The organism is Microbacterium yannicii (assembly GCF_024055635.1).
Taxonomy (GTDB): Bacteria; Actinomycetota; Actinomycetes; order Actinomycetales; family Microbacteriaceae; genus Microbacterium; species Microbacterium yannicii.
Map to the genome: position 1 here is coordinate 1 of NZ_JAMXMB010000018.1, position 24,091 is coordinate 24,091.

27 protein-coding genes are annotated in these 24,091 nt (G+C 69.4%); 15 read left to right on the plus strand and 12 right to left on the minus strand.

The features are described from left to right. Positions 1 to 38: 38 nt before the first annotated feature. From secY to NCG93_RS08030, 12 genes are all read left to right on the plus strand, one after another. Positions 39 to 1,361 carry a preprotein translocase subunit SecY gene (gene secY, locus NCG93_RS07975; RefSeq protein ID WP_194414494.1) on the plus strand — a complete coding sequence of 441 codons (1,323 nt, stop codon included), beginning with the start codon at positions 39 to 41 and terminating at the stop codon, positions 1,359 to 1,361. Further along, positions 1,358 to 1,951 (plus strand): adenylate kinase, encoded by a 594-nt coding sequence (locus NCG93_RS07980; RefSeq protein ID WP_194414493.1) that lies wholly within the window; start codon positions 1,358 to 1,360, stop codon positions 1,949 to 1,951. Before secY ends, NCG93_RS07980 begins: the two co-directional genes overlap by 4 nt. Positions 1,952 to 1,955: 4 nt before the next feature. Then, on the plus strand, positions 1,956 to 2,798 hold the full coding sequence (gene map / locus NCG93_RS07985; protein WP_194414492.1) for a type I methionyl aminopeptidase: 843 nt from the start codon (positions 1,956 to 1,958) through the stop codon (positions 2,796 to 2,798). A gap of 10 nt (positions 2,799 to 2,808) precedes the next feature. Then, positions 2,809 to 3,507, plus strand: coding sequence for a DsbA family protein (locus NCG93_RS07990; protein WP_194414491.1), 699 nt, complete (start codon positions 2,809 to 2,811; stop codon positions 3,505 to 3,507). Between the two features lie 169 nt (positions 3,508 to 3,676). After that, positions 3,677 to 3,898, plus strand: a complete 222-nt coding sequence (gene infA, locus NCG93_RS07995; RefSeq protein ID WP_017201569.1) for a translation initiation factor IF-1 — start codon at positions 3,677 to 3,679, stop codon at positions 3,896 to 3,898. A gap of 77 nt (positions 3,899 to 3,975) precedes the next feature. Next, positions 3,976 to 4,092, plus strand: coding sequence for a 50S ribosomal protein L36 (rpmJ, locus tag NCG93_RS08000; RefSeq protein ID WP_017885303.1), 117 nt, complete (start codon positions 3,976 to 3,978; stop codon positions 4,090 to 4,092). A gap of 146 nt (positions 4,093 to 4,238) precedes the next feature. Next, the gene (rpsM, locus tag NCG93_RS08005) at positions 4,239 to 4,613 is read left to right on the plus strand and encodes a 30S ribosomal protein S13 (protein WP_163618869.1); all 375 of its coding nucleotides are present in this window, start codon (positions 4,239 to 4,241) and stop codon (positions 4,611 to 4,613) included. 40 nt (positions 4,614 to 4,653) lie between these two features. Then, entirely contained in the window at positions 4,654 to 5,052 is a 399-nt protein-coding gene (gene rpsK, locus NCG93_RS08010; protein WP_018171470.1) for a 30S ribosomal protein S11, read from the plus strand. Between the two features lie 158 nt (positions 5,053 to 5,210). Continuing rightward, on the plus strand, positions 5,211 to 6,200 hold the full coding sequence (locus NCG93_RS08015) for a DNA-directed RNA polymerase subunit alpha (protein ID WP_163618871.1): 990 nt from the start codon (positions 5,211 to 5,213) through the stop codon (positions 6,198 to 6,200). A gap of 39 nt (positions 6,201 to 6,239) precedes the next feature. Next, on the plus strand, positions 6,240 to 6,809 hold the full coding sequence (gene rplQ / locus NCG93_RS08020; RefSeq protein WP_194414490.1) for a 50S ribosomal protein L17: 570 nt from the start codon (positions 6,240 to 6,242) through the stop codon (positions 6,807 to 6,809). A gap of 83 nt (positions 6,810 to 6,892) precedes the next feature. After that, the gene (gene truA, locus NCG93_RS08025; RefSeq protein ID WP_194414489.1) at positions 6,893 to 7,753 is read left to right on the plus strand and encodes a tRNA pseudouridine(38-40) synthase TruA; all 861 of its coding nucleotides are present in this window, start codon (positions 6,893 to 6,895) and stop codon (positions 7,751 to 7,753) included. 78 nt (positions 7,754 to 7,831) lie between these two features. Continuing rightward, on the plus strand, positions 7,832 to 8,398 hold the full coding sequence (locus NCG93_RS08030) for a hypothetical protein (protein WP_252787483.1): 567 nt from the start codon (positions 7,832 to 7,834) through the stop codon (positions 8,396 to 8,398). Here NCG93_RS08030 and NCG93_RS08035 read toward each other — a convergent pair. Both NCG93_RS08035 and NCG93_RS08040 read right to left on the minus strand, forming a co-directional pair. Then, positions 8,376 to 9,551: a nucleotidyl cyclase domain-containing protein gene (locus NCG93_RS08035; RefSeq protein WP_194414487.1), complete on the minus strand. Its 1,176-nt coding sequence runs from the start codon at positions 9,549 to 9,551 to the stop codon at positions 8,376 to 8,378. The genes NCG93_RS08030 and NCG93_RS08035 overlap by 23 nt on opposite strands. Then, on the minus strand, positions 9,548 to 11,191 hold the full coding sequence (locus NCG93_RS08040; protein WP_194414486.1) for a sensor histidine kinase: 1,644 nt from the start codon (positions 11,189 to 11,191) through the stop codon (positions 9,548 to 9,550). The genes NCG93_RS08035 and NCG93_RS08040 overlap by 4 nt, the downstream gene beginning before the upstream one ends. A 190-nt stretch (positions 11,192 to 11,381) precedes the next feature. Between NCG93_RS08040 and NCG93_RS08045 the strand changes: the two genes are divergently transcribed. After that, positions 11,382 to 12,806, plus strand: a complete 1,425-nt coding sequence (locus NCG93_RS08045) for a glycosyltransferase family 2 protein (RefSeq protein ID WP_252787484.1) — start codon at positions 11,382 to 11,384, stop codon at positions 12,804 to 12,806. Positions 12,807 to 12,972: 166 nt separating this feature from the next. Here NCG93_RS08045 and NCG93_RS08050 read toward each other — a convergent pair whose 3' ends face one another. The 3 genes from NCG93_RS08050 to NCG93_RS08060 all read right to left on the minus strand — a co-directional run bounded on the left by NCG93_RS08050 (position 12,973) and on the right by NCG93_RS08060 (position 15,449). Beyond that, a complete protein-coding gene (locus tag NCG93_RS08050) occupies positions 12,973 to 13,899 on the minus strand; it encodes a response regulator transcription factor (RefSeq protein WP_194414485.1) in 927 nt (308 codons plus the stop codon). A gap of 125 nt (positions 13,900 to 14,024) precedes the next feature. Beyond that, the gene (locus NCG93_RS08055) at positions 14,025 to 15,020 is read right to left on the minus strand and encodes a glycoside hydrolase family 6 protein (protein WP_194414484.1); all 996 of its coding nucleotides are present in this window, start codon (positions 15,018 to 15,020) and stop codon (positions 14,025 to 14,027) included. 39 nt (positions 15,021 to 15,059) lie between these two features. Continuing rightward, complete coding sequence (locus tag NCG93_RS08060) at positions 15,060 to 15,449, minus strand: hypothetical protein (RefSeq protein ID WP_194414483.1); 390 nt, start codon at positions 15,447 to 15,449, stop codon at positions 15,060 to 15,062. 157 nt (positions 15,450 to 15,606) lie between these two features. Here NCG93_RS08060 and NCG93_RS08065 point away from each other — a divergent pair, with 157 nt between their 5' ends. After that, positions 15,607 to 16,326: an endonuclease/exonuclease/phosphatase family protein gene (locus tag NCG93_RS08065; protein ID WP_194414482.1), complete on the plus strand. Its 720-nt coding sequence runs from the start codon at positions 15,607 to 15,609 to the stop codon at positions 16,324 to 16,326. 22 nt (positions 16,327 to 16,348) lie between these two features. On the opposite strand, the gene NCG93_RS08070 is transcribed toward NCG93_RS08065, so the two are convergent. The 7 genes from NCG93_RS08070 to NCG93_RS08100 form a co-directional block, all read right to left on the minus strand. Beyond that, complete coding sequence (locus NCG93_RS08070; protein ID WP_194414481.1) at positions 16,349 to 17,194, minus strand: hypothetical protein; 846 nt, start codon at positions 17,192 to 17,194, stop codon at positions 16,349 to 16,351. A gap of 35 nt (positions 17,195 to 17,229) precedes the next feature. Further along, positions 17,230 to 17,622, minus strand: coding sequence for a hypothetical protein (locus NCG93_RS08075; protein ID WP_194414480.1), 393 nt, complete (start codon positions 17,620 to 17,622; stop codon positions 17,230 to 17,232). Further along, a complete protein-coding gene (locus tag NCG93_RS20330) occupies positions 17,619 to 18,242 on the minus strand; it encodes a nucleotidyltransferase family protein (protein WP_194414479.1) in 624 nt (207 codons plus the stop codon). Before NCG93_RS20330 ends, NCG93_RS08075 begins: the two co-directional genes overlap by 4 nt. Positions 18,243 to 18,566: 324 nt before the next feature. Beyond that, positions 18,567 to 20,129: an HNH endonuclease signature motif containing protein gene (locus tag NCG93_RS08085; protein ID WP_252787485.1), complete on the minus strand. Its 1,563-nt coding sequence runs from the start codon at positions 20,127 to 20,129 to the stop codon at positions 18,567 to 18,569. A 352-nt stretch (positions 20,130 to 20,481) separates the two neighbouring features. Beyond that, complete coding sequence (locus NCG93_RS08090; protein ID WP_194414478.1) at positions 20,482 to 20,844, minus strand: hypothetical protein; 363 nt, start codon at positions 20,842 to 20,844, stop codon at positions 20,482 to 20,484. Positions 20,845 to 21,089: 245 nt separating this feature from the next. Then, the gene (locus tag NCG93_RS08095) at positions 21,090 to 21,653 is read right to left on the minus strand and encodes an LPXTG cell wall anchor domain-containing protein (protein WP_194414477.1); all 564 of its coding nucleotides are present in this window, start codon (positions 21,651 to 21,653) and stop codon (positions 21,090 to 21,092) included. A gap of 10 nt (positions 21,654 to 21,663) precedes the next feature. After that, the gene (locus NCG93_RS08100) at positions 21,664 to 23,451 is read right to left on the minus strand and encodes a DUF4012 domain-containing protein (protein WP_252787486.1); all 1,788 of its coding nucleotides are present in this window, start codon (positions 23,449 to 23,451) and stop codon (positions 21,664 to 21,666) included. Positions 23,452 to 23,606: 155 nt separating this feature from the next. Here NCG93_RS08100 and NCG93_RS08105 point away from each other — a divergent pair, with 155 nt between their 5' ends. Then, the gene (locus tag NCG93_RS08105) at positions 23,607 to 24,068 is read left to right on the plus strand and encodes a VanZ family protein (protein ID WP_194414476.1); all 462 of its coding nucleotides are present in this window, start codon (positions 23,607 to 23,609) and stop codon (positions 24,066 to 24,068) included. The last annotated feature ends 23 nt before the right edge of the window (positions 24,069 to 24,091 follow it).

Genomic DNA, 24,091 nt, shown 5'->3' on the forward strand with positions numbered 1-24,091 from the left:
ACGTCTGCGTGCCGACGCCCCCCTCTGGAGGAATCCTCTTGTTCAGCGCCATCGCGCGGATCTTCCGCACACCCGACCTTCGTCGGAAGATCGCATTCACCCTGGCGATCATCGCCCTGTACCGCTTCGGCGCGCACATCCCGGCGCCCTTCGTCGACTTCCCGAACGTCCAGACGTGTCTCGAGGCGTCCTCGGGCACCGAGGGGCTGCTGTCGCTGGTCAACCTCTTCTCGGGCGGTGCACTGCTGCAGCTGTCCATCTTCGCGCTGGGCGTCATGCCGTACATCACGGCGACGATCATCGTCCAGCTGCTGCGCGTGGTCATCCCGCACTTCGAGACCCTCTACAAGGAGGGCCAGTCGGGCCAGGCGCGTCTCACGCAGTACACGCGTTACCTGACGATCGCGCTGGCGCTCCTGCAGTCGACCACCCTTGTCACCGTGGCCCGCAGCGGCCAGCTCTTCGGGACGACGAACGTCCCCGAGTGCGAGCAGCTCCTCACCAACGACGTGTGGTGGGCACAGCTCCTGATGATCATCACGATGACCGCCGGCACCGGCCTCATCATGTGGTTCGCCGAGCTCGTCACCGAGCGCGGCATCGGCAACGGCATGTCGCTGCTGATCTTCACCTCGATCGCCGCGGCGTTCCCCGTCTCGATGTGGGCGATCGCGCAGTCCAAGGGCTTCGAGGTGTTCCTGCTCGTCCTCGCGGTCGGCATCGTCGTCGTCGCGCTCGTGGTCTACGTCGAGCAGTCCCAGCGCCGCATCCCGGTGCAGTACGCCAAGCGCATGGTGGGTCGCCGCACGTACGGCGGCACCAACACCTACATCCCGATCAAGGTGAACATGGCCGGCGTCGTGCCCGTCATCTTCGCCTCATCGCTGCTGTACATCCCGGCCCTCATCGCACAGTTCAACCAGCCGCAGGCCGGTGAAGAGGTCCCGGCGTGGGTGGCCTGGATCCAGCTCTACCTGGTGCGCGGCGACCACCCGCTGTACATGGCGCTGTACTTCCTGCTCATCGTCGGGTTCACCTACTTCTACGTCGCGATCACGTTCAACCCGGTCGAGGTCGCCGACAACATGAAGAAGTACGGCGGCTTCATCCCCGGCATCCGTGCCGGCCGGCCGACCGCGGAGTACCTCGACTACGTGCTGACGCGCATCACGCTCCCGGGCTCGATCTACCTCGGTCTGATCGCGCTCCTGCCGCTGATCGCCCTCGCCACGGTCGGCGCCAACCAGAACTTCCCGTTCGGCGGTGCGTCGATCCTGATCATCGTCGGCGTCGGACTCGAGACGGTGAAGCAGATCGACGCGCAGCTGCAGCAGCGCCACTACGAAGGGCTTCTCCGATGACCCGTCTCCTCATCGTCGGACCGCAGGGCTCGGGCAAGGGCACGCAGGGCATCCGCATCGCGCAGGCGTTCGGCATCCTTCCCCTCTCGACCGGCGACGTCTTCCGCGGCGCCGTGGCGGCGGGCACCGAGCTCGGCGAACAGGTGAAGGCCATCATCGAGGCCGGGGATCTCGTGCCCGACGAGCTGACGAGCGCGGTCGTGCGCGACCGCCTGTCGCAGCAGGATGCCGCGGCCGGCTTCCTCCTGGACGGCTACCCGCGCAACGTGGCCCAGGTCATGCACCTGGACGAGTTCCTCGAGGGCCGCGACGAGGAGCTGGACGCCGTGATCGAACTCGACGTGCCGCGTGACGAGAGCATCGCGCGGATCTCGCTGCGCGCCGCCGAGCAGGGCCGCAGCGACGACACCGAAGATGTCATCGCCAACCGGCTCGCGATCTACGAACGCGAGACGGCGCCGATCCTCGACATCTACCGCACGCGCGGCATCGTCGACCGGATCGACGGCGTGGGCTCGCTCGACGAGATCACCGACCGCATCATCGCGGCGCTGGAAGCGCGCGGCCTCGACCGCGCCGCTGCCGCCTGAGCCCGTGTCGCTGCGCCGCTCGATCTACAAGTCGCCCGCCCAGCTGCGGGCGATGGTCGAGCCCGGACTGATCACGGCCGCCGCACTCGACGCCGCGCGCGCCCTGATCGCTCCGGGTGTGACGACGGGGGAGCTGGATGCCGCGGCATCCGCTCTCATCACCGCTCGAGGTGCGAAGTCCAACTTCCAGATGGTGCGCGGCTACCGCCACACCATCTGCGCCTCGGTCAACGAAGAGGTCGTGCACGGCATCCCCGGCGATCGGGTGCTCGCCCCCGGCGACATCCTGTCGATCGATGCGGGCGCCGAGTACAAGGGCTGGAACGGCGACTCCGCGTTCACCTTCGTGCTCCCCGACGACGCGCGGCCGGAGATCGTCGCGGAGCGTCAGCGGCTGTCGGACGTGACCGAGCGGTCGCTGTGGGCCGGCATCGCCGCACTCGCGTCCGCGAAGCACATCGGCGAGATCGGCACGGCCGTGCAACAGTACATCGAGGCGAACTCTCCGGAGTCGGGAACCTTCGGCATCCTGCGCGAGTACGTCGGCCACGGCATCGGCCGCAAGATGCACGAGTCGCCCTCGGTCTTCAACTACCGCGTGCCGGACCCGGGACCGGAGGTGCGGCCGGGGCTCGTGCTCGCGATCGAGCCGATGGTCGTGATCGGGGACCAGGCCACCTTCGTCGAAGAGGACGGCTGGACGGTCTCGACGCTCGACGGCACGGCGGGCTCCCACTGGGAGCACAGCGTGGCCGTGCACGAAGACGGAATCTGGGTGCTCACCGCACCCGACGGCGGTGCCGCGGGCCTGGCGCCCTTCGGCGTGACCCCGCGCGAGATCGCCTAGGAGGCACGACATGGCACAGGCAGCACGCAAGACCAACTGGTTCGCGATCTGGGTGACGGTCGGCGTCGTCGTCGCACTGGCGCTCGTCGTCGTGCTCGTGGTGACGCTCAACAACGCCGCGACGCCCAAGCCGCTGCCGACCGAGGTCAACACCCCCTCCGCGTCGAACATCGACAGCGAGACCGGCGCGATCCTCGTGGGCGACGGCGAGGACCGCCTCGACACGTACGTCGATTTCATGTGCCCCATCTGCAACCAGTTCGAGCAGGTGTACGGCGCCGAGATCGAGGGCATGGTCGACGACGGCAGCATCACCCTCGGCATCCACCCGATCTCGATCCTCGACAAGCAGTCGAGCGGCACGCAGTACTCCACGCGGTCCGCCAACGCCGCGTACTGCGTGGCCGTCGAAGACGCCGACGCTTCGCTGCCGTTCCTGCAGGCGATGTTCGAGAACCAGCCCTCCGAGGGGTCCAAGGGCCTCACGAACAGCGAGATCCTCGACATCGCCGCGGGGGTGGGCGTGACCGGCATCGACTCGTGCGTCAACGACGGCACCTACGCCGGCTTCGTCAGCGCGATGACGGAGGAGACGCCCATCCAGCCCGGCTCGCAGGGCATCGGCACACCGACCATCGCGGTCAACGGCGAGGTCATCGCGAACTCCTCGCTGCCGCCCGCGGGTCAGCTCGCGACGCTGTTCGAGTAAGCATCACGACGGCGGGATGCCGCCGCCCGCGGCATCCCGTCGGTGATTTGCCGAGGCATCCACTATCACGTATGATTGATCTTTGGTGCGTTGCGCCTTCATTGGCGTGTCGTAGCACCGAATCCCATCCACCGCAGACCGACCGGTCTGCAGAACTGTTAGCGAGCGTATGGCGAAGAAAGACGGTGTCATCGAAATCGAGGGCGTGATCTCCGAGGCGCTGCCCAACGCGATGTTCCGCGTTGAGCTGAGCAACGGACACAAGGTCCTCGCTACGATCTCCGGCAAGATGCGGCAGAACTACATCCGCATCATCCCCGAGGACCGTGTCGTCGTGGAGCTCTCGCCCTACGACCTCACCCGCGGGCGCATCGTCTACCGCTACCGCTAGACCGGTCGAGAAGTAACGCCCCACGTGCGCCCGGAAGGTCGCGCGTGCCCGGCGAAGACAGCGAAACAGGAAACAACATGAAGGTCAAGCCCTCCGTCAAGCCCATCTGCGACCACTGCAAGGTCATCCGTCGCCACGGTCGCGTCATGGTGATCTGCAAGTCGAACCCGCGTCACAAGCAGCGCCAGGGCTGATGGGCTGCTGCGCTTCGCGCAGCCCCGGCACGCACAACTGAACACATCACAGGCAGGGTCAGAACCTCTTCGGAGGGGACACCTCGGGCGGAGGCCCGGGCACCGATCCTGCTCCACACCTCCACTCACTCCACAGGAGAAACCGCATGGCACGTCTTGCCGGCGTTGACATCCCGCGCGACAAGCGCGTGGTGATCGCCCTCACGTACATCTACGGCGTGGGCCGTACCCGTTCCAACGAGATCCTCGCTGCGACGGAGATCGACGAGAACATCCGCGTCAAGGACCTCAGCGACGACCAGCTGATCGCCCTTCGCGACCACATCGAAGGCAACTACAAGGTCGAGGGTGATCTGCGGCGCGAGGTCGCCGCCGACATCCGCCGCAAGGTCGAGATCGGCTCCTACGAGGGCATCCGCCACCGTCGCGGCCTCCCGGTGCGCGGTCAGCGCACGAAGACGAACGCTCGCACCCGCAAGGGCCCGAAGCGCACCGTCGCCGGCAAGAAGAAGGCGCGCTAGGCCTCCGCCGGCGCCCCAAGGATTCAGGGAGAGAACGCACATGGCACAGGCCAAGTCCGCCGCGCGCAAGCCGCGCCGCAAGGAGAAGAAGAACATCGCGCTGGGCCAGGCCCACATCAAGTCGACGTTCAACAACACGATCGTGTCGATCACCGACCCGTCCGGCGCTGTCATCAGCTGGGCGTCGTCGGGTGGCGTGGGCTTCAAGGGCTCGCGCAAGTCGACGCCGTACGCCGCCGGCATGGCCGCGGAGTCCGCTGCCCGCCAGGCGCAGGAGCACGGCGTCAAGAAGGTCGACGTCTTCGTGAAGGGTCCGGGTTCGGGTCGCGAGACCGCGATCCGCTCGCTCACGGCCGCCGGCCTCGAGGTCGGCTCGATCCAGGACGTGACGCCGCAGGCGCACAACGGCTGCCGCCCGCCGAAGCGCCGCCGCGTCTGACGCTTCGCCCTTCGACAGGCTCGGGGACCGCTCCCTGAGCCTGTCGAAGGGCCAGCCTTCGTTTTCGGATGCCTCGGCACGAGGCATCCTGATCAAAACTCAACACCTCACCCACCGCACGTGTCATATAGCGGGCACGTGATCGAAAGGAACACATAGTGCTCATCGCACAGCGTCCCACTCTGACCGAGGAGAAGATCGGGGAGTTCCGCAGCCGTTTCGTCATCGAGCCGCTGGAGCCCGGCTTCGGTTACACGATCGGCAACGCGCTGCGTCGCAGCCTCCTGTCGTCCATCCCCGGTGCCGCAGTGACGTCGATCCGCATCGACGGCGTCCTCCACGAGTTCAGCACCATCCCGGGTGTGAAGGAGGATGTCACCGAGATCATCCTCAACATCAAGCAGCTGGTCGTCTCCAGCGAGCGCGACGAGCCCATCACCGCGTACCTGCGCAAGACCGGCGCCGGTGAGGTCACCGCCGCCGACATCTCCGCGCCGGCCGGTGTCGAGGTGCACAACCCCGAGCTCGTCATCGCGACGCTCAACGACACCGCCAAGTTCGAGCTCGAGCTCACGATCGAGCGTGGCCGTGGCTACGTCTCGGCGACGCAGAACCGCAACGAGTACGCCGAGGCCGGTCAGATCCCGATCGACTCGATCTACTCGCCCGTTCTCAAGGTCTCGTACCGCGTCGACGCGACGCGTGCCGGTGAGCGCACCGACTTCGACAAGCTCGTGCTGGACGTCGAGTCGAAGTCGTCGATCGCCCCGCGCGACGCCGTCGCCTCGGCCGGTCGCACCCTGACGGAGCTCTTCGGCCTGGCCCGCGAGCTCAACGTCGAGGCCGAGGGCATCGAGATCGGCCCCGCGCCGGTGGAGACCGTCCTGTCGAACGAGCTGTCGATGCCGATCGAGGACCTCGACCTGTCGGTGCGTTCGTACAACTGCCTCAAGCGTGAGGGCATCAACACCGTGTCGGAGCTCGTAGCCCTCTCGGAGACGCAGCTCATGAACATCCGCAACTTCGGGCAGAAGTCGGTGGACGAGGTGCGCGACAAGCTCGTCTCGCTCGGCCTGTCGCTGAAGGACTCGGTCCCCGGGTTCGACGGCGCGCACTTCTACGGCGGCTACGACGACGAGACCGTCTGAGTTCCGGACCCCCCGAAACTGATCCTGGAGTAACAAAGAATGCCCAAGCCCACGAAGGGTCCCCGCCTCGGAGGCGGACCCGCCCACGAGCGCCTGCTGCTTGCCAACCTGGCCGCTGCGCTGTTCACCCACAAGTCGATCAAGACGACCGAGACCAAGGCCAAGCGCCTGCGTCCGCTCGCCGAGCGCCTGATCACGTTCGCCAAGCGCGGCGACCTGCACGCGCGTCGTCGCGTGCTGTCGGTCATCGGCGACAAGTCGGTCGTGCACGAGCTCTTCACCGAGATCGCGCCGCTGGTCGCCGACCGTGAGGGCGGCTACACCCGCATCACGAAGGTCGGAAACCGCAAGGGTGACAACGCGCCCATGGCCGTCATCGAGCTCGTCCTCGAGCCCGTGACCAAGAAGCCGTCGGCCAAGAAGGCCGCTGCCGCCAAGGCTGCGCCGGCCGAAGAGGCACCGGTTGCGGACGAGGCCCCCGCCGCGGACGAGGCCCCCGCCGCCGACGAGGCCGCCGCTGCCGGCGCCGAGTCGCAGGAGGAGGGCGCGGCCGCCGAGGCTGCAGCCGCGGACGCCGTCGAGGCTCCCGCCGAGGAGAAGTCCGAGTAATCGGACCCCTTCGCACCGCGAGACCCGCCACCCCTTGTGGGTGGCGGGTCTCGCTGTCTGTTGCCGCCGAATAGGGTGGTCAGGTGCGCATCCGCCTCGACATCGCCTACGACGGCACGCACTTCCGCGGCTGGGCCCGCCAGCCGGGCCTGCGTACGGTGCAGGAGACGCTCGAGGCCTCGCTCGCCCGTGTGCTGGGCGGCGACCCGAGGCTCGTCGTCGCCGGTCGCACCGACGCGGGGGTGCACGCCACCGGCCAGGTCGCGCACGTGGACCTCGCTGACGCCCAGGTGCAGCGCCTGCTCGCGCGGCACGCGCGCCCCAGTGCCGGAACGCCGACGCTCGACGACCGCGCCGCCGCGCTCGCCGCGCGCATGACGGGCGTCCTCGGCGCGTACTCCGATGTGGCGGTCCTCGCATCCCGCCTCGCGCCGGAGGGCTTCGACGCCCGGTTCTCGGCGGTGTGGCGGCGCTACGAGTACCGCGTGGGTGACACGGTGACGGGCTACGACCCGCTCGAGCGCCACCGCACCACCACAGTGCGCGCACCCCTCGATGCGGAGGCGATGGATGCCGCGGCCCGCGCCCTCATCGGGCTGCACGACTTCGCCGCCTACTGCAAGCCGCGCGAAGAGGCCACAACGATCCGCACGCTGCTCGAGTTCGACTGGCACCGCGACGAGGCCGGCGTGCTGGTGGCCAACGTCAAGGCCGATGCGTTCTGCCACAGCATGGTGCGCGCGCTTGTCGGAGCGTGCGTGGCCGTGGGGGATGGGCGGCTCGATGCGGATGATGTCGTCGAGATCCGCGACGCGCAGGAGCGCGTCCCCGAGGTCAAGGTGCTCGCCGCCCGCGGGCTCACGCTGACCGAGGTCGGCTATCCGGCCGACGAGCTGCTGGCGCAGCGGGCCGAGCAGACGCGCGCGCGGCGCGATCGCGAGTAGCCGCCCCCCGCTAGACTGACCGGACGTTTCGGCGGTCGACTCGGGGGTCTTATGCATAGGCGAAGCCGGTGTGCCGGGGTGGTCTTGATCAGCGCACTGGCGGTGGCCGCGCTCGCCGGCTGCGGGCCCGCGCCCTGGGATCCTGCCGGCGGTGGCACGCCGACGGCATCGTCGACCGCGGTGCCGACTCCGGTGCCCAACGACCTTTCGGGCGGGGCCACCCAGCGCACGCTCACCGCCGGCGCCGTCACCGCCACCATCGACTACTGGTCCACGCTCGCGATGGACCAATGGACCGCGGACGCGGTGAAGCCGGTCAGCATCTCGCTGATCACGACCGTCCAGCCCGACGACGGGCAGAAGGTCTACCTCCAGCGGGCATCGATGACCGCTGTGCCGTCCACCCCGACGGGAGCACTCGAGGCGCTGCCGCCGCAGCTCGACGCGTCGACCGTGAGCCCCGGCTACCTGGTGCTCGATCCGTACAGCTACTCGCAGACGTTCAACGTCGGCCCGGTGCCCCCCGAGGCGACGTTCGTCACGCTGCAGTTCAGCTACGACTTCCTCGTGCAGACCACTCCGACGTCGAGCGAGTACGCCAAGCAGACGGCCACCGACACGCTCACGGTAGCTCTGACCGACTGATCAGGCGTTCGACGATGGCGGAGCCCACGCGCTCCCACCTGTCGCCGCCCTTCTCGCTCGCGACGCGCGCGGCCTCCCGGCCGGTGTACACGAGCGTGTCGAGGTCGTACCCCAGCACCGACGCCGGCGCCCACCCTGCGCTCGCGGTCGGGCGGATCGGCAGGGCGCCGTGCACGTCCAGGCGCGTGATCCGGTCGAGGATGGTCCGCAGCAGGTCGCGGACCGCGGCATCCGGCCTCGGCACCAGCACCACGACGTCACCCGGTGCGGGCGAGCCGACATCGGACTCGGCGGGGAACGCGGCGCGCACTTCTTCCTGGAGGCGCTCCGACAGTCGTGCGAAGGCCGCCGCGCCCGCGGTCTGGCGGATGTCGGGGGCGTCGTCGAGGCCCAGGTAGACCACCGCCCACTGCTCCGGTGTCCTCTCGGCGCGCAGCAGCCGCTCGCCGGCGATGCGCTCGAACTGATGCCACCCCGTCGACACCGCCGCGGGGCGGCCCAGGCCGCTGTCGCGCGCCGTCGTCCCGACGACGGCCACCACCGCGCAGGCGACGTAGACCAGCATCCCGACCGACGAGACGAGCCGCAGCAGCATGAAGTCGTCGCCGCCCGACGGCGGATAGACGAAGCCCGCGACGAACGTGGCGAGCCCCATCACGAAGAAGGCGATCGATACGATCACCAGGGGCAGCACGAGCCGATCGCTGCGACGACTCGCCGACCGCGCCCAGTCGAGCACGAAGAGACCCGCGAAGACGGATGCCGCGAAGAAGGCGGTGCGGTACGCCATCGTGAACCACGCCAGATCGTCGATGCTCGCGAGCACCACGGCGCACGCGCCGGCGACGACCGCACCGACCCACACGTACGGACGCAGGCCCCACGCCGCCCGGAAACCCGACCACAGGAACGCCGGCGCGCCCAGGAGCGCACCCAGTGACGCACGCCGGAGCCCCTCCATGTCGGTGATCTGCCCGGCGACGACGCCGAAGGTGGCGAGCATCGCAAGGGTGAACGCGAAGCTCCAGTACAGCGTCGGCGGCCCGGGTCGCAGCAGGAAGGCGACGCCGATCGCCAACATGGTGGCGAGCGTCGTGATCACCGCCTGAGCGATGCCGAGATCGACGCCGAGACCGGCGATGAGGTCGGTCATGCTCGTCCTTCCGTCACTGCCGGGGCGAGCGGCAGGCGGACCGTGACGGTCGTGCCTGCCCCCGCCTCGCTGTCGATCTCGAGGGTGCCGCCGTGTGCGAGCACGATGTCGTTGCTGATACCGAGGCCGAGCCCCGTGCCGCCGGATTTCTGCTTCGCCTCCTCGGTACGGAAGTACGGGGTGAGCACGCGGGGCAGATCCTCCGCGCCGATGCCGATCCCGCTGTCCGCCACCGTCAGCACGACCCTGCCGCCGTCGACCGCTCCCACGATGCGCACCCGCCCGTCGCGCGGGGTGTACTTGATGCCGTTGCTCACCACGTTGTCGACCACCTGACGCAGCCGGAAGCCGTCGGCGGTGATCGGCAGCGCCTCGTCGGCGCGCACATCGACCGAGATGTCGTTGGCGGCCGCCGTGGGCCGGAACGAGGCGACGGACTCGAGAAGGATCTGCCGCAGATCGATGTCGGCGACCTCGTCCCGGCCGGAGAACCCGCGCCGGGAGGTGGTGACCAGGCTCTCGGTCATGGTGAGCATGCGATCGCTCGCGGCAACGATCGACTCGAAGCGCTCGCGCGTGCGAGGGGTGAGCTCGTCGAGCTCGAGGGCCAGCTCGGCGTTGCCGATCATGACCGTGAGCGGATGCTTCAGCTCGTGCGAGGCCATCGCGGTGAAGCGCTCGCGCTCCCGCTGGGCGTAGGTGAGCGCCGTGACGTCGTGCACGAGGAGCAGGATGCTGGACTCCTCGTCGCCCCGCGCCGACAGCCGCTTCGCGGTGACCGACAGTGCGCGCCACTCGCCCTCCGCGGTGAACAGCCACACCGAGGCATCCGTGAAGGTCTCACCGCGGGCGGCGCGCGAGAACGGCCGCTCCGAATAGGGCACCGGCATCCCTCGCAGGCCGGTGTATTCGACGGACTGCGCGGGCAGTGTGGGATCGAGCGCGTCCAGCCCGTACAGCCGCGCGTACGCGTCGTTGACGGCAAGGACCGTGCCGTCCTCCGAGATCCGCGCGATGCCGGTGTCGATGCCGTTGAGGATCTCCATCGTCCGGCGCTCCTGGTCGGACCGGCGGGAGAGGGTGGCGGTGAGCCGGTCGGCCTGCCGCCGCAGAAGGCGGCGCAGCGAGCGGGTCCTGCGCAGCGAGAGATGCGCGGTGATCCCGATGAAGGTGAGGGTGAGGAGCACCACGAAGACGCGCAGCGCCCCCAGCGGCCCTGGGGTCATCGCCGAGTCGAGCAGCAGGATGAGCCCGATCAGCGCGAGCATGATCGCCAGCGCGGTGGTGCGGAAATGCATGGCCACCCACATGACCGGGAATGCCCACAGGTAGCCCAGGCGCAGGTCGCTGCCGCTCGACACGAGGCCGATCGCGATCGCGTCGGCGAACGGGACGGCCAGCACCGCGGATGCCGGAAGCCGCGACCACGGCGCCGTCAGCGTCGCGAGCGTCAGAGTGACGATCAAGAGGGTGCCCAGCAGGAAGTTCCAGTGACCGAACACCGCGGGCTGCAGCACCATGACCAGGATCGCCGTGATGAGCAGGCTCGCCGCGAGGACGAGCTGTGTGAGCCAGATCGACCGCGTCCGGCCGTCGGGCGCGCCCACCACGGGCATCGTCCGTGCTGCCCCGATAGCCATGGTGCGATTCTATTGGCCCGGCCATCCGGCATTTCGGGCCGCGCCGCACCCGCGCGCAGAAGGTTCGTTGCGGATGCCTTGCGCAAACCTTGCGGGAGCCCTCGCGTTCCCTCGGCGGAGCGTTGCGGTGGGCGGGAGAGGCTGTACTCGTGCCGGAGACCCCGGTGCCCTGATCTTGAAAGCGACGAACGTGACACAACTGGTCCCGCTCTCCGTCTCGGCCCACGGCTTCGCCGATGACTTCGAGGCTGTGCTCGACGACACCTCGGTGCACCGTTCGACCATCGGCTGCGTCATCCCGGCCTACAACGAGGAGGAGTCGATCGCTCAGGTGATCGAGTCGCTGCTGAGCCAGACCCGCGTGCCGGACGTGATCCACGTCGTCGTCAACAACACGTCCGACCGCACCGTCAGCATCGCCTCGGCGTTCGCGGGAGCCCACGAGATCACCACCGAGCTCGGCGAGCAGTTCACCGAGGTGTTCGTCCACGACATCGGCAAGAACCCCGACAAGAAGGTCGGCGCGCTCAACTACGGCTACACGCTCGTGGAGGGCTACGACTACCTGCTCGGCGTCGACGGCGACACGGTCGCCGACGCGAAGGCGGTCGAGTACCTCGAGTCGGAGGCGACGTCCGACACCCGTATCGGCGGCATCTCGGCGATCTACTCGATCGACGAGAAGCCCATCAAGGGCGGCATCGCGAAGTTCCTGATCACGGGCCAGCGCGCGCAGTTCGCGGCCTTCAACCTGCACAACCTGCTGCGGGGCCGCAACATGGCGGTGCTCGGCGGCCAGTTCTCGATCTTCTCGACGCAGGCCCTGCGAGACGTCATGAAGGAGAACCACCAGTCCACGCCGTGGGTCAAGGACTCCGAGGTCGAGGACTCGCTGCTGTCGCTGCAGATCAAGAGCGCCGGCTACCTGACCAAGATCAGCCCCTTCGCGCGCGCCGATGTCGGCGGGATGACCACGCTGCGGGGCCTCGACGCCCAGCAGGTGAAGTGGACCTACGGCGCCATCGAGCTCATGTGGCCGGGACAGCGCGGCGATACCAAGGGGCAGCCGTTCCACCCGAACCTGCGCGTGCGGTGGCTCGAGAACTTCGGCATGCTCACGAACCTGTTCGTGCGCGTCGCGTTCGTCGCCCTGCTGGCCGGCTCGCTCTCGCTCGGCGCCTTCGTGTTCTCGCCGTGGTGGCTGCTGGCGCCCGCGGTCGCGATCGCACTGAACACCCGCATGGCGCTCACCATGGGCAACCGCACCGCGCGCGACATCGTGTTCGCCGTCACTCTCGTGCCCGCCGAGGTGTACATGTGGCTGCGGCTCAGCTACTTCGCCCGGTCATGGACGCGCTTCCTGTCGCGCAAGAAGGTCGACAACTGGGCCATGCAGGCCAAGGCCGAGCGCGGTGCGGGCCTCGGCCACTGGACGCCGCTCGTCGTGGTGATCGCGGTCATCATCGCCATGGCCGTCATCTGGTCGATGCTCGGCCCGACGGTGCAGTCGACCATCCTGTGGATCGGCTGGCCCATCGTCGGCGTCGTCACGGTGCTGCAGACACTGTCGATGTTCTTCAAGCTCATCCGTCGTCAGCACGGATACAAGGTCTGACCCGCACCCGAAGCGAGTCGGAACTGGGGAAGAGCGCCGCGGCTGGGGAGCACGGCGCGGGGGAGGAGGTGAGGATGCCCACCTTGGGGAAGGCGGGCATCCTCCCGGATCTGTGAAAGGCATCTGCTCGTCTGGGGCGAGCGGATGCCTTTCACGTCTGCCTGGGTCAGACGGCGTCGGAGGTCAGACGGTAGCCCACGCCGCGAACGGTCTCGATGTACCGCGGGTTGGCCGCGCTCTCACCGAGCTTTCGGCGCAGATTCGTCATGTGCGCCTCGACGGCGCGCTTGTCGGCATCCCCGACGAAGTAGCTGGTGACGTACGATTCGCCGCGCAGGACGAGCGTGAGGTCTGCCTTGCTGCGGACGCGTCGCTTCGACTCGAGCAGCGTCGCGAGCAGGTCGAACTCCGTCCGCGTGAGATCGAGTTCGGCGCCGCCGACCAGCACGATGCGGTTCTCGGGATGAAGCCGCAGGTCGCGGTGGACGAGCCAGTCGCCGGCAGCATCGTCCTGGCCATCGACGAGGGCGGGAGCGGATGCCGCGGGCACCGGAATCACCAGGGCGGCGGATGACGAGGACGCCGGGGTCTCGACCTCGTCCGCGATCGGACTGATCGGGATGGATGTCGTCGAGGGCCGGCCACCCGGGAAGGAGGGACCGACGCGGTCCTGAGACGGAGCCACGACGGGCGCGGCAGCACTGTCGCCGGCCCGGGAACGGCGCAGGAGCGCCTCGACGCGAGCACGCAGTTCGCGCGGGCGGAAGGGCTTCAGCAGATAGTCGTCGGCACCGGCACCCAGGCCGGCGATCACGTCGGCCTCGTCGTTCAGGCCCGTCAGCATGATGATGAACGTGTCGGACTGGGCGCGGATGCGCTTCGCGGCCTCGATGCCGTCGATACCCGGCATGTTCACATCGATGGTGGTGAGCACCGGTTTGTATGTCAGCACGGCGCGCACGCCGTCGATCCCATTGCCGACCGACACCGTCGAGAATCCCGACGACTCGAGGACCTCAGCGAGGACGTGCCGGATCTCGGCGTCGTCTTCGATGATGACGGCCGTCTTCAACTCGTCGGACGGATTGCTCATGCTGGGGATGAGTCCTCTCTTGCACAGTCGACACTCCCGCGTCGTAGACCGGCCCCAGCCGCGACCCCCGACGCATGCGGAGAGTACTCACGATGCTACACACCCCGGTATTGCCTGGTCCGGGGTCAATCCCCCACGATCACCTCGCGGGTGAGCCCGATCGCCGCCTCGGGCCACCACCGACCGGCGGCCGGACCGCCGTTGCACTCGCCGTCGCTCTCACCCGGCGGCTTGATCCACAGGTTGGTGTCCACGACGTCGTCGCCGATGGTGCCGCCCGGCTCCCCGACGAGGCGGCCGGGCGGGTTGCACCATTCGCCGTTCGAACCGGCGCCGTTGCGCGAGGTGTCGATGACCGCGTGCAGCCCGTCGAGGCGCGCGGCCACGTCGTGGGCGTACGCCACCTCGTCGTCGGTCGGCTGGAAGTTCGACACGTTGGTCGCGAAGCCCCGGATGCCGCGGCCGTCGTCCGACGCCCGGTCGATCTGCTCGATAAGGCCGGCCATCTCCCCGGCCGGCAGCCAGTCGGAGTGGCCGCCGTCCACGTAGATCCACGTGCTGTCGGAGGCGATCGCGTCGACCGCGGACGCCAGCTGCGAGACGCGCTCCGAGACGTTGCCGCATTCCGGGGCGAGGGCGAGGCTGTCGGGCTCGAGCATCACGAGGGGCGAGGTGTCGGCGGCGGCGCGCAGCGCGTCGCCGATCGCACCGGTCCACGCGGCGTAGCCGTCGTCGTCCAGGCCGCCGGCGGACTGCCCGCCGCAGTCTCGTTCCGGAAGGCCATAGACGACGAGCGCGAGACGGGCGGACTGCGCCCTCGCCTCCTCCGCCAGGTCGGCGATGCGCTCGCCGACGACGTCGGTGGGATCGCCCTCGGGCGTGAGCCAGATCGCGGTCGGCTGTTCGCTCAGGTACTGTGCCGCGTCGTACTCAGGGCTTCCCGCTGCGGCGCGGGACGCGGCATCCGTCGCCTTGGACTGAGCGGATGCCAGCACCCGGGTTCCGGGGCCCGGCGGCTCGGGAGACCGCGCGTTCAGGGCGACCGCGGCGATGGCGATCCCGACGACCACGACCACGCCTGCGGCGACGAGGATCGTGATCGTCCGTCGCGAGATAGCCACGAAGGCGACTCTACGAGAACATCGCCCCGCTGCACGCGGTCAGGCCGCTGCGCGGCGTGGCCGCGCCCTCTTGGTGCGCGAGCCGACGAGCGCGAGCAGCGCGGCCGCCAGCGGGCTGGCCGAGGTCGCCTCGGTCTCGAACGCGTCGGCGACGATGGCCGCGGCGCGCTCGAACTGGCGCGCCTTCTCGACCGCGGCACGCTGTTCGGCGACGACGCGGTCGGCGGCGGCGTACTCGCCACGCAGGCGCACGCGCTCGGACTCTTCGATTCCGCGCCGTTCGGCGGTGCGCTCGAGCGTCTCGGCCGCACGCGAACGCACCGCGATGCTGCGGTGCAGCTCGCGCTCGGCGGCCTCGCGCGCGAGGCGGCTGGCGTCGAGGGCACCGGCGAGCTCGGCGCGGACGGCGGAAGTGGATGCGGCGGCCATGGGGTCCTCCTGGGTTCTCGGAACACCACTCCAGAGGCGCTCGCCGGCGTTTTCGTACATCCCGCCGGGACAGGGGGTCGACACTTCCTGAGAGGTCCCGATGTGGACATGTCAAGGTCACCCGCCGGCAACGCCGGCGGCATAGGCTGGCGTCGACATGAAGGTCATCTCGTACAACCTGCGCAAGCACCGGGCGGCGGGCGAGCTCGCCCACCTGGTGGAACGCCACGGCGCGGACGTGCTGTGCCTCCAAGAGGCCGACACCACCGACATCCCTGACGAGATCTCGGGTCTGCGGCTGGCCGATTCCACGCAGCGCAACCGGCTGGGCCTCGCGCTCTACTACCGCGAGAACACGTTCCGCGCGGTCGACGTGCGGGCCATCGCCCTCAAGAAGTCGCTCCACGACCGCGTGCTGAAGCCGGCGGAGGAGCGGATGCTGGGGGTCAGGCTTCACGACATCGACGAGAACATCGACGTCATCGTCGCCTCGTTCCATGCCGCGCCGCTCACGGCGCTCAACTCGCTGCGGCGCCACCAGATCCGCACCGCGCTGGGTGAGCTGCAGCAGCTGGGCGAGGGACTGCCGGCGCTCATGGTGGGCGACTACAACTATCCGGTGTTCAAGGAGCGGCTCGGCCAGCACGTGCGCGAGCAGGGGTACGAGCTCAATCTCAGCGACTCGCGCACCTACACGCGCTACCGCTTCTTCCGCGGGCACTACGACTTTGCGACGTCGGTCGGCTTCGAGATCGACCGCGTGCGCACCCTCCCGCAGGGCCTCAGCGACCACCTGCCCATCCTGGTCACCGCTCACCCCGCTCCGGGCGTGAAGCGCGTCGTCGAGATCGCCGAAGCCGAGACCGGCGCCGCCTGACGCCGCGCCGCGCTGAGACCGGTCAGGCCGCCAGGATCGTCGGGTCGGGCTCGGGCCACTTCTCGATGCCCTGCACCACCCAGAACGCGAAGAACAGCGCGAGGGCGATCGCTTCGACGATGAGGACGACCGGGATGCCGGAGCTGTCCGCTCCCGGCAGCAGCACCACGTACGCGATCAGGGTGACGACCAGACCCACCGCGATGCCGATGTAGAGCCCGCGGAACAGCGGCGTCGGCTGCGGGCCGCGCCGGGGGAAGGCGTTGCGCACGGCGACCGCCGCGAACAGTGCGAAGAAAGCCGTCGTCGCCACGAAGTGCGCCTGCTGCAGGAACGCGTCCCGCGCGAATGCCCACGTCAGGCCCGTCGCCACGAGCACGATGGCCGCGACGAGCAGCGACGGCCACACCACCGCGAGCGACACCTGGCCGAGTGCGGCCAGCACCAGCGCGACCAGGAGGGTGAGCGCGCCCAGCACGAGGTAGACGGCGACGCCGTTGGCTACATCCGCTTCGTATGCCGGCGGAAAGCAGCGACCTTCGCACGGGACCGTGACGCCGGGCACGGCATCGGGCGAGAGCGTCGTCGGTACGAGCGCCACGAGGGGTGCGAAGAGTGCGGCCGCGTCGAGCAGTGCACGTTCGGCGCCCCGGCCCGACAGTGCGAAGAGCGCGAGGGATGCCGCGATCAGCGCCCCGACGAACACGTCGCGCGCCGGCGTGTAGAAGTAGTCGCTCACCGAGGTGAGCCATCCGTAGGTCGTCGCGGCTTGGGCGATCGCCACGAAGATCGCGACGACGGTGCCGGCTATGCCGATCCGCAGGTACCGATAGGTGCGCTCGAGAGAGGTCGAGACGGCAGTGGCCATGACGCCACCCTAGCGAGGGGCGGGGTCAGCGCAGATCACAGGGCGCGAGCGGCGACCATGAGCTTCTCGGCGGCGCTGCGAGCGGTGCTCACACGCTGCGCCGACATGGAGCTGACGCTGTAGCCCGCCGCCGTCTTCATACCCACGAGCCGCGCGAGGGAGGGGGCGAGCGAGGAGTCGGCCTTCTCGAGCAGGGCGATCGCGTCGCTGTGGTTCGCGGAGTTGGAGTATTCACCGAGCTTCGCGCAGCAGACGACGTCGGCGGCCGCGATGCCGGCATGCACATACAACGTCACGAGGCTGTTCGGGCTGGCTTCGCCCAGCTCCTGCAGGTCTTCGGCGTCGCTCCAGAAGCCCTCGGCCTGCTGCAGGCGCCCGGCTCGCTCGGTCGCGCTGCAGCTCTTCGTGCGCTGGTTCTTCGGTGTCATCGGCGTCCGTTCTTCCTCAGGGTGCGGCGCAGCCAGTCGGCGTCGCTCGTGAATGCGATCCCCTCGGCGACGACACCGCGCAGCAGTGGCTCGGTCGAGGCATCCGCCAGGTCTTCGATCGCGAGATCCACGATGCGTGCATCGTTGCCTGTCCACGCGGTCGCCGCTCGGGTGAGGCCGACCAGGTTGCGTCCCCAGTCGTCGTCCGAAGTGTCGTCACGCCGGACAAGCAGGATGTCGAGGTCACTGTCAGGGCGCATCTCGCCGCGAGCGGCCGAGCCGAAGATCGCGCCGAACACCGGCGGCTCGGTCCAGCCGTCGACGTGTCGGCCCAGGCGCGAGAGCAATGCCGACTTGAGGTCGGCGAGCTCTCTGATCGCATGTGCTGCGAGGTGCTCATCATTGAGGGCGTATGCGTGGCGTCGGCCGACCGTGCGTCTCTGGACGATCCCCTGCTCGGTCAGCCTCTCGACAGACCCGCGGATGCCGACGATCGAGCGCTCGGGAATGAGCTCGTGCAGTCGCGGCACGCTGTACTCCGCGGCAGTCGAGGCCAGGACGCGCAGCACGTCACCGTCGACACCATTGGTGACGACGGCAAGCGGGCGCTGGATCTCCACAGAAGAAATTGTATCCCTAGAGGTGGTTTTCCGTCTATAGAGACGGAATTGTGTCTCCCGCGCACGGCGCCGCTCGCTAGTAGGTAGACGCGGCGCACTGCGCGGCGGCGCCCACGGCGGCCGGCGGGCTGGTCGCGCCGCTCGCACTGCTCACGACCCTCGCGATCGAGTCAGGCCAGGCGCTGTTCCTCGCCCAGCGCACCCCGAGTCTGCGCGACATCGTCGCGAACGTGGCGGGTGCGGCGATCGACCTCGCCATCGTCCACCTCGTCGAACGGCGCCCGACACCGGATTGACGGATGCCGGGGACCGCCGTCGTCGGGGTCAGAACGGTGCCGCGGAGTCGTCGCCGGGGACGAAGACGACGCGTCGCGGGGGATCGTCGAGGTAGGGCCGCCCGGCGGGACTGGTCCACTCGAGGGTGCCGCCCGGGAGCTGCCGCACCTTCCAGTCGGTGGCGTGCTTCAACGTGTGGTGGCGTGCACACAGGCAGGCGAGATTGGTGACGTCGGTGGGTCCGCCGCGCGCATGGTCGTGGGTGTGATCGTGGTGACATCGCCGGGCTGGTCGGCGGCATCCGGGAAAGCGGCAGTGCTGATCGCGGGCATTCAGGAATCGCTGCTGCGCTGCGGTGGGTTGATAGCGGTCGACCGCGAGGACCATGCCCGTGACCGGGTGAGTCATGACGCGGTCCCATCCCGGCGCCGCGCCGGCCAGGCGGCGAGCGGTCTCAGGATCGACGGGCGCCACTCCGTCGAGCTCGGCGCCACTGCTCGTGACCCCGGTGAGTGTCGTGACCGGAATCGTGATCTGCACCGTGGCCCGGATCGCACCGAGCCCGCCGGTGGTCGCGTCGAGCGTGGGATCGATGCCCGGTGTGCCGGTGAGGAGCATGTCGGCGACGAGATCGGCGCGGATCTGGTCGATGGTCCGCTCGTCGAACCAGACGTCTTCGTCGTGCACGGTGCCGGCGCCGCTGCCGGCGTCGGAGCCAGAGCCCACGGCGGAATCGCCGTACGAGCGGCCACCGAGCGCCGCCTCGTCACGCACCGAGTCACCGACCTCGGCGCGAGGGATGCCCGCCTCGCCGCTGGCCGCGTCACCATCGGTCGCACCACCGGTGCCTGAGCAGGCAACAGCAGGGTCGCCGAGTCCGGAGTCGCCGGAGGTGGATGCGGCGGTGGCCGCGGCATCCGTCCCGTCCTGCGGCCCGAGAACCGCACGGCGCCGAGCGGCGTCCGTGCGCTTGATGAGGTCGGCCTGGCGTGTCGTGCGGTCGAGGATGCCGTGGGCGATGACGGTGGGCAGAAGCTGGCTCAGCACCGACATGCTGTCGTCGACGTCGGTGACCCAGATGCGCCGACCCTGCACGGCGAGGTCGTGACGTTGCTGCAGGGTGAGCGGGTTGTGGATGTCTGCCTGCTGCTTCGCGAACGCGCGCGTGCGCGCGGGTGTCGTGGTCTCGGCGTAGTCGAGCACGGTCTCTTCGAACGCGGCGCGAGTCATGGGGTCGTCGAGCGCAGCGCCGGTGTCGAGGATCGCGCTGACGTGGCCGCGCGAGATGCGGCCCTCGTCGAGGGCGACGACCGTGGCCGCGAACGATGTCGTCAGGCGATGGGCGTCCCACATGTTCGACTGCATCGTGCGGTCGTTCGTCCTGACGGCGAGCCCGAGCTCCGCCGCCAGTGCTCGCAGCGGCATGTCGCGTTCCTTCGACCGCTTCGACGGGATGCGAGCCTTCTGCTCCTCAGCGAGCGCGAATGCCTCGGCCAGCAGGCGGAGCTTGCGGGCCTGGAGCGTCGCCTCTTCGTCGTGAATCCGGCGCAACTCGTCGGCCAGGTCGCCGGCGCGTTGCGCCTCGACCTCGTCGCGTCGTGCATCGTCCACGATGTGCCCTTCCGCCGCGCAGCGCGCGTGCGTCGTCCCCGAAGGGAGCCTCACCGCGACACGCGGGGCACTCGCGTATCGCATCGTCCGACGCCACCGGATCACCGGTCGCTTCGACTACTTCCATCTTGCCGAGGGCCTCCGACATCGCCGCGGCGATCAGGTGACCCTTCGACTGGAGTGGTTCCATCATGTCGGGGGCTTCCGACATCGCGCGATCCGCTCCGCCTAGCCCCGGCGTCACGACCGCGGCACCGCCGAACCCGCCCCATGCGCACCGCGCCGACACGCCGGCACGCGCCGACCCCGCACGGCGGAGTCTATGCCGCAGCTGCGGGCTGCGGCATCCGTCCTACGATCCGAAGTACTGCCGCGCCGAACGCGTGTAGAGCAGGATCAGGCCGATGATCGACAGGATGCTGCCGCCGATGGCCGACCAGAGCGTCTCACCCGTGAAGATGCCGAGCAGCTCGAGCACGATGTTGGCGATGAAGACGATCGCCGCGACGGTGCGCGCCGTCGGGTTGCCACGCCACAGGCCGACGCCGACCATGAGGGTGATGATGCCGATGACGAGGCTCAGCCATCCCACGATCGCGGCCGGCGTGAGGAACACCCCGGCGATGATCACGAAGATCGAGCCGATGATCTGCAGGAACCCCGACAGCCACGCAATGATCGCGACGAGGGTGACACCGAGCGGGCGCTGAGCCATGGAGACGTTTCCCTTCACGTGGCGCCGCGGCCGGCACCGTTGCGTTCACCCTAGCGAGGGGGACGGATGCCGCAGCACGGCCCGCTGCGGACCGTCACAGCTGCTCAGCGCGAGGCGGCATCAACTGAGAGGCTTCTCTCCGCGTCGCGGCCCCTGCTCAGAACGAGGCAGGCCCGGCTTGACGGGAGGACTACGACACGAGCGTCGGTGGCGATGCGACTCGGAAGGACGTGAGCCGGCTCGCGTCAGCGAGAGTTGCGCGAGCGACGGACGCCCGCGGCGATGGCCAGGGCTGCGCCGGCGACGAGCAGCGCGCCGCCGCCGATCCACAGACCGAGCGTGGTGCCGCTGTCGAGGCCAGTCGACGGGAGTCCGTCAGCGCCGGTCACAGTGATCGCGGCGGTTCCGCCGGCAGAAGTCGCCGAGACCGCGGCGACGTTGTACGTGCCGGTCGCGTCGGACGGGAGCGTGATGTCGACCGCGGTGAGCGAGCCGTCCGCCTCGGACTCGGCGGCACCGGTCGCGGTGGTGATCGCGAAGCGCACCATCCCGATCTCGGCGGCAGCGCCGTTCTCGCCGGTCACCGTGATGGTCACCGCTTCCTCGCTCGAGAACGTCTCGGCCGCGCACTCGAACGAGACGGTGCCGCCCGCCTGCGTCGTGGTCGGGGAGGTCGTGCAGGATCCGGACGGCGGATAGATGGTGGATGCCGAAGCCGCGGGCGCTGCGACGGCGCCGGCGAACACGAGACCGAGCGCGAGCGCCGAGGCAGCGGCAAGTCGCGATGTGCGGGGAAGGGGAGACGACATCGGGACGAGTCTACGAACCATTGCACGTACCGGCAACCGCGGACCCGCCCGTCGTAGTGGGCGTCGAACGCACCTGCAGCGTCGGAGCCGTTCCCACGGTGCGCGCGGTGACCGTCGCGGTCGTCGACTGACCCGGGGCGAGGTCGGTGCTGAAGCTCAGCACCCGTCGGCCCTCATGGGTGCCTCCGCCGAAGCCGGAACCGTCCGAGAGTGCCGCGTCGAGCAGCTCGAAGCCTTCAGGGAGATAGACGTAGCCGACGGTGCGAGCGGTCCCGGGTGGCACGTCATACGTGCCGCCGCCGGTGATGTACCTCGGCAGCGTGGCGGCGTCCGCGGGGGCGGTGTTCGTCACCGTGACGGTGAGCACCGCGTCGCCGCTGGCTTCGCCCGAAGCGCCGAGGTCGCACGTCGCCCAGGCGACCGTGCTGGACGCGGTCTGGTAGAAGTCCATCTTCGAACCCGTGCCGTCGTTGAGGTACACGCCGAAACGTGAGGCCGCGGCATCCGACCGGGGCAGTCCTCCCGCGAGGGTCGTGTCAGCGAGCACCTGCTGGTCGTCTTCGTGCGCGCTCCACAGCAGAAGGCGGTTCTCGTCGCCTGCCCGCGTGAGGGCGCCGACGAGCGTCGCGGGGTCGATGTCACCTCGCGTCAGAGCGTCGAAGACGGCTGCCGCCGCTGCGGCGAAGAAGGCGTCCTGATCGGCCGGGCGCGGGTAGCGCTTGTACACCTCGTTGAGCAGGAGCGGGACCGCCGACTCCGGGGTGAGCACGTCGCCCGTGGGCAGCGTGACGGGTCCGGTGGCCTCGAGCAGGTACGACAACGTCACGGGGTCGATCGCGATGACGCCGTCGACCTGCTGTCCGCCGTGCTCGCGCGCCCACATCTCTCGGGCGAGCGCCGCGGAGACCGCGAAGTCGGGGACCTGCGTGACGTTCTGGAGCCAGCGGCCCGGCCGCTCTCCGTAGATCGCCTCGACCTCTTCGCCGAGCGGCAGGACCGAGGTGTCGTAGCGCGGGTAGTCGGTGGACGACTCCTGCGCGGTCATGCTGATGGTGCCGTTGTCGGTGTGTACGAGGGCGATCGCACCAGGGATGCCGCCGAGCGAGCGCCACTCGGCGTTGTTCTGGAACAGCACCAGATAATTGCGGGGGCCTTCGGCGCCGAGCATCGACGGCAGGAGAGCTGTCGCGTTCGCGAGGGCGTCGGTCGCGGTGCGGGCGTCGCCGAGCAGGGCATCCACCTCGTCGACGGCTTCTCGCACAGGGGCTAGGAGCGCCGTGCGATCGATGGCGGAGACGGATGCCGCTGCTGCCGCGATCCCGTCGGCCGTGGTGTCGGCGGCACCGGCGATCTGCGCGAAGGAGGTCGGATCGATGCGGCCGTCCTGAGGCTTCAGGGCATCGACGCTGAAGCCCGAGGCGACATCGGCGAGCGGTGTGAGCGCGGTGCCCGCGACCTGGTCGATGGACGCCGCGACGGCTGACACGGCGCTGAGCTGCGGCCCGATCCACGGCATGCCTTCCGCGAGGTTCCACAGCGGATCGGAGGTCAGCTCGCGGGCGGCCGCTGTGTCGGCCGAGATGCCGGCGATCGCACTCGACGCGGCGGCGGGATCGGCGATGCTCGCACGCACCGCGGCGGCCGAGGCCTGCGCGTCGCGCAGGTGCGAGTAGGCCAGCACGCCTCGAACCGCGACCCACGCCGTGACGACGACGGCGCCGATGAGAAGGGCTCCCAGCACCCAGGCGACGACGACTCCCGCTGTACGTGCGGCCGGGGGCAGAGGGGACTCGGTCACCCGACCCACCCTAAGCGACAGGCCCGGGTGTTCTCCGAGTGGTTGTCATGGGCGGCCACGCGCGAGAATCCCACGCTGCTGTTCTGCGGGTTGATCTGGGTAGACTCGCCGCATTGCGCGGCAGCGTGGCGGCGTCCGAACGAGGGGAGCGCGCCATGACCGATGCGACCACTCTTGCGCCCGCCGGTCCGACGACCGCAGCCGTGGCGGCTGTGCGGGGGCGGCGCAGTCAGAGGCGCGGCATCCGTCTGCTCTTCGTGTACGGGCTGGTGCTCGCGCTCATCGCATTCTGGCCCGTGCCGGTGGACCGGGGGGCGGCCGGGCTGCTGCGCACGATCTCGCGCACGGTGCCGTGGCTCACCTACGACCTCATCGAGACGACCGCGAACGTCGCGCTGTTCGTGCCGCTGGGTGTTCTGCTGGCGCTCGCCCTGCGGTTGCATCGGGGGCTCGTCGTGCCGCTGGCGCTCGTCACGACGCTGATCATCGAGACCGGGCAGGCGCTGTTCCTGACGCAGCGCACACCGAGCATGCGGGACATCGTCGCAAACGTGCTCGGCGCGGTGATCGGACTCGCGATCGTCCTGCTCGTCGAACGGCGCACGGCGGCCCGCTGAGCCTGGGTGGACGCGAGGCCGTC

Bases quoted from the DNA above. Each gene is read 5' to 3' on its own strand.
- NCG93_RS07980 (WP_194414493.1), top strand. From the start codon at position 1,358: ATGACCCGTCTCCTCATCGTCGGACCGCAGGGCTCGGGCAAGGGCACG.
- NCG93_RS07990 (WP_194414491.1), top strand. From the start codon at position 2,809: ATGGCACAGGCAGCACGCAAGACCAACTGGTTCGCGATCTGGGTGACG.
- infA (WP_017201569.1), top strand. From the start codon at position 3,677: ATGGCGAAGAAAGACGGTGTCATCGAAATCGAGGGCGTGATCTCCGAG.
- rpmJ (WP_017885303.1), top strand. From the start codon at position 3,976: ATGAAGGTCAAGCCCTCCGTCAAGCCCATCTGCGACCACTGCAAGGTC.
- rpsM (WP_163618869.1), top strand. From the start codon at position 4,239: ATGGCACGTCTTGCCGGCGTTGACATCCCGCGCGACAAGCGCGTGGTG.
- rpsK (WP_018171470.1), top strand. From the start codon at position 4,654: ATGGCACAGGCCAAGTCCGCCGCGCGCAAGCCGCGCCGCAAGGAGAAG.
- rplQ (WP_194414490.1), top strand. From the start codon at position 6,240: ATGCCCAAGCCCACGAAGGGTCCCCGCCTCGGAGGCGGACCCGCCCAC.
- NCG93_RS08035 (WP_194414487.1), bottom strand. From the start codon at position 9,551: ATGACCGACCTCATCGCCGGTCTCGGCGTCGATCTCGGCATCGCTCAG.
- NCG93_RS08040 (WP_194414486.1), bottom strand. From the start codon at position 11,191: ATGGCTATCGGGGCAGCACGGACGATGCCCGTGGTGGGCGCGCCCGAC.
- NCG93_RS08050 (WP_194414485.1), bottom strand. From the start codon at position 13,899: ATGAGCAATCCGTCCGACGAGTTGAAGACGGCCGTCATCATCGAAGAC.
- NCG93_RS08060 (WP_194414483.1), bottom strand. From the start codon at position 15,449: ATGGCCGCCGCATCCACTTCCGCCGTCCGCGCCGAGCTCGCCGGTGCC.
- NCG93_RS08065 (WP_194414482.1), top strand. From the start codon at position 15,607: ATGAAGGTCATCTCGTACAACCTGCGCAAGCACCGGGCGGCGGGCGAG.
- NCG93_RS08070 (WP_194414481.1), bottom strand. From the start codon at position 17,194: ATGGCCACTGCCGTCTCGACCTCTCTCGAGCGCACCTATCGGTACCTG.
- NCG93_RS08075 (WP_194414480.1), bottom strand. From the start codon at position 17,622: ATGACACCGAAGAACCAGCGCACGAAGAGCTGCAGCGCGACCGAGCGA.
- NCG93_RS08090 (WP_194414478.1), bottom strand. From the start codon at position 20,844: ATGGCTCAGCGCCCGCTCGGTGTCACCCTCGTCGCGATCATTGCGTGG.
- NCG93_RS08095 (WP_194414477.1), bottom strand. From the start codon at position 21,653: ATGTCGTCTCCCCTTCCCCGCACATCGCGACTTGCCGCTGCCTCGGCG.
- NCG93_RS08105 (WP_194414476.1), top strand. From the start codon at position 23,607: ATGACCGATGCGACCACTCTTGCGCCCGCCGGTCCGACGACCGCAGCC.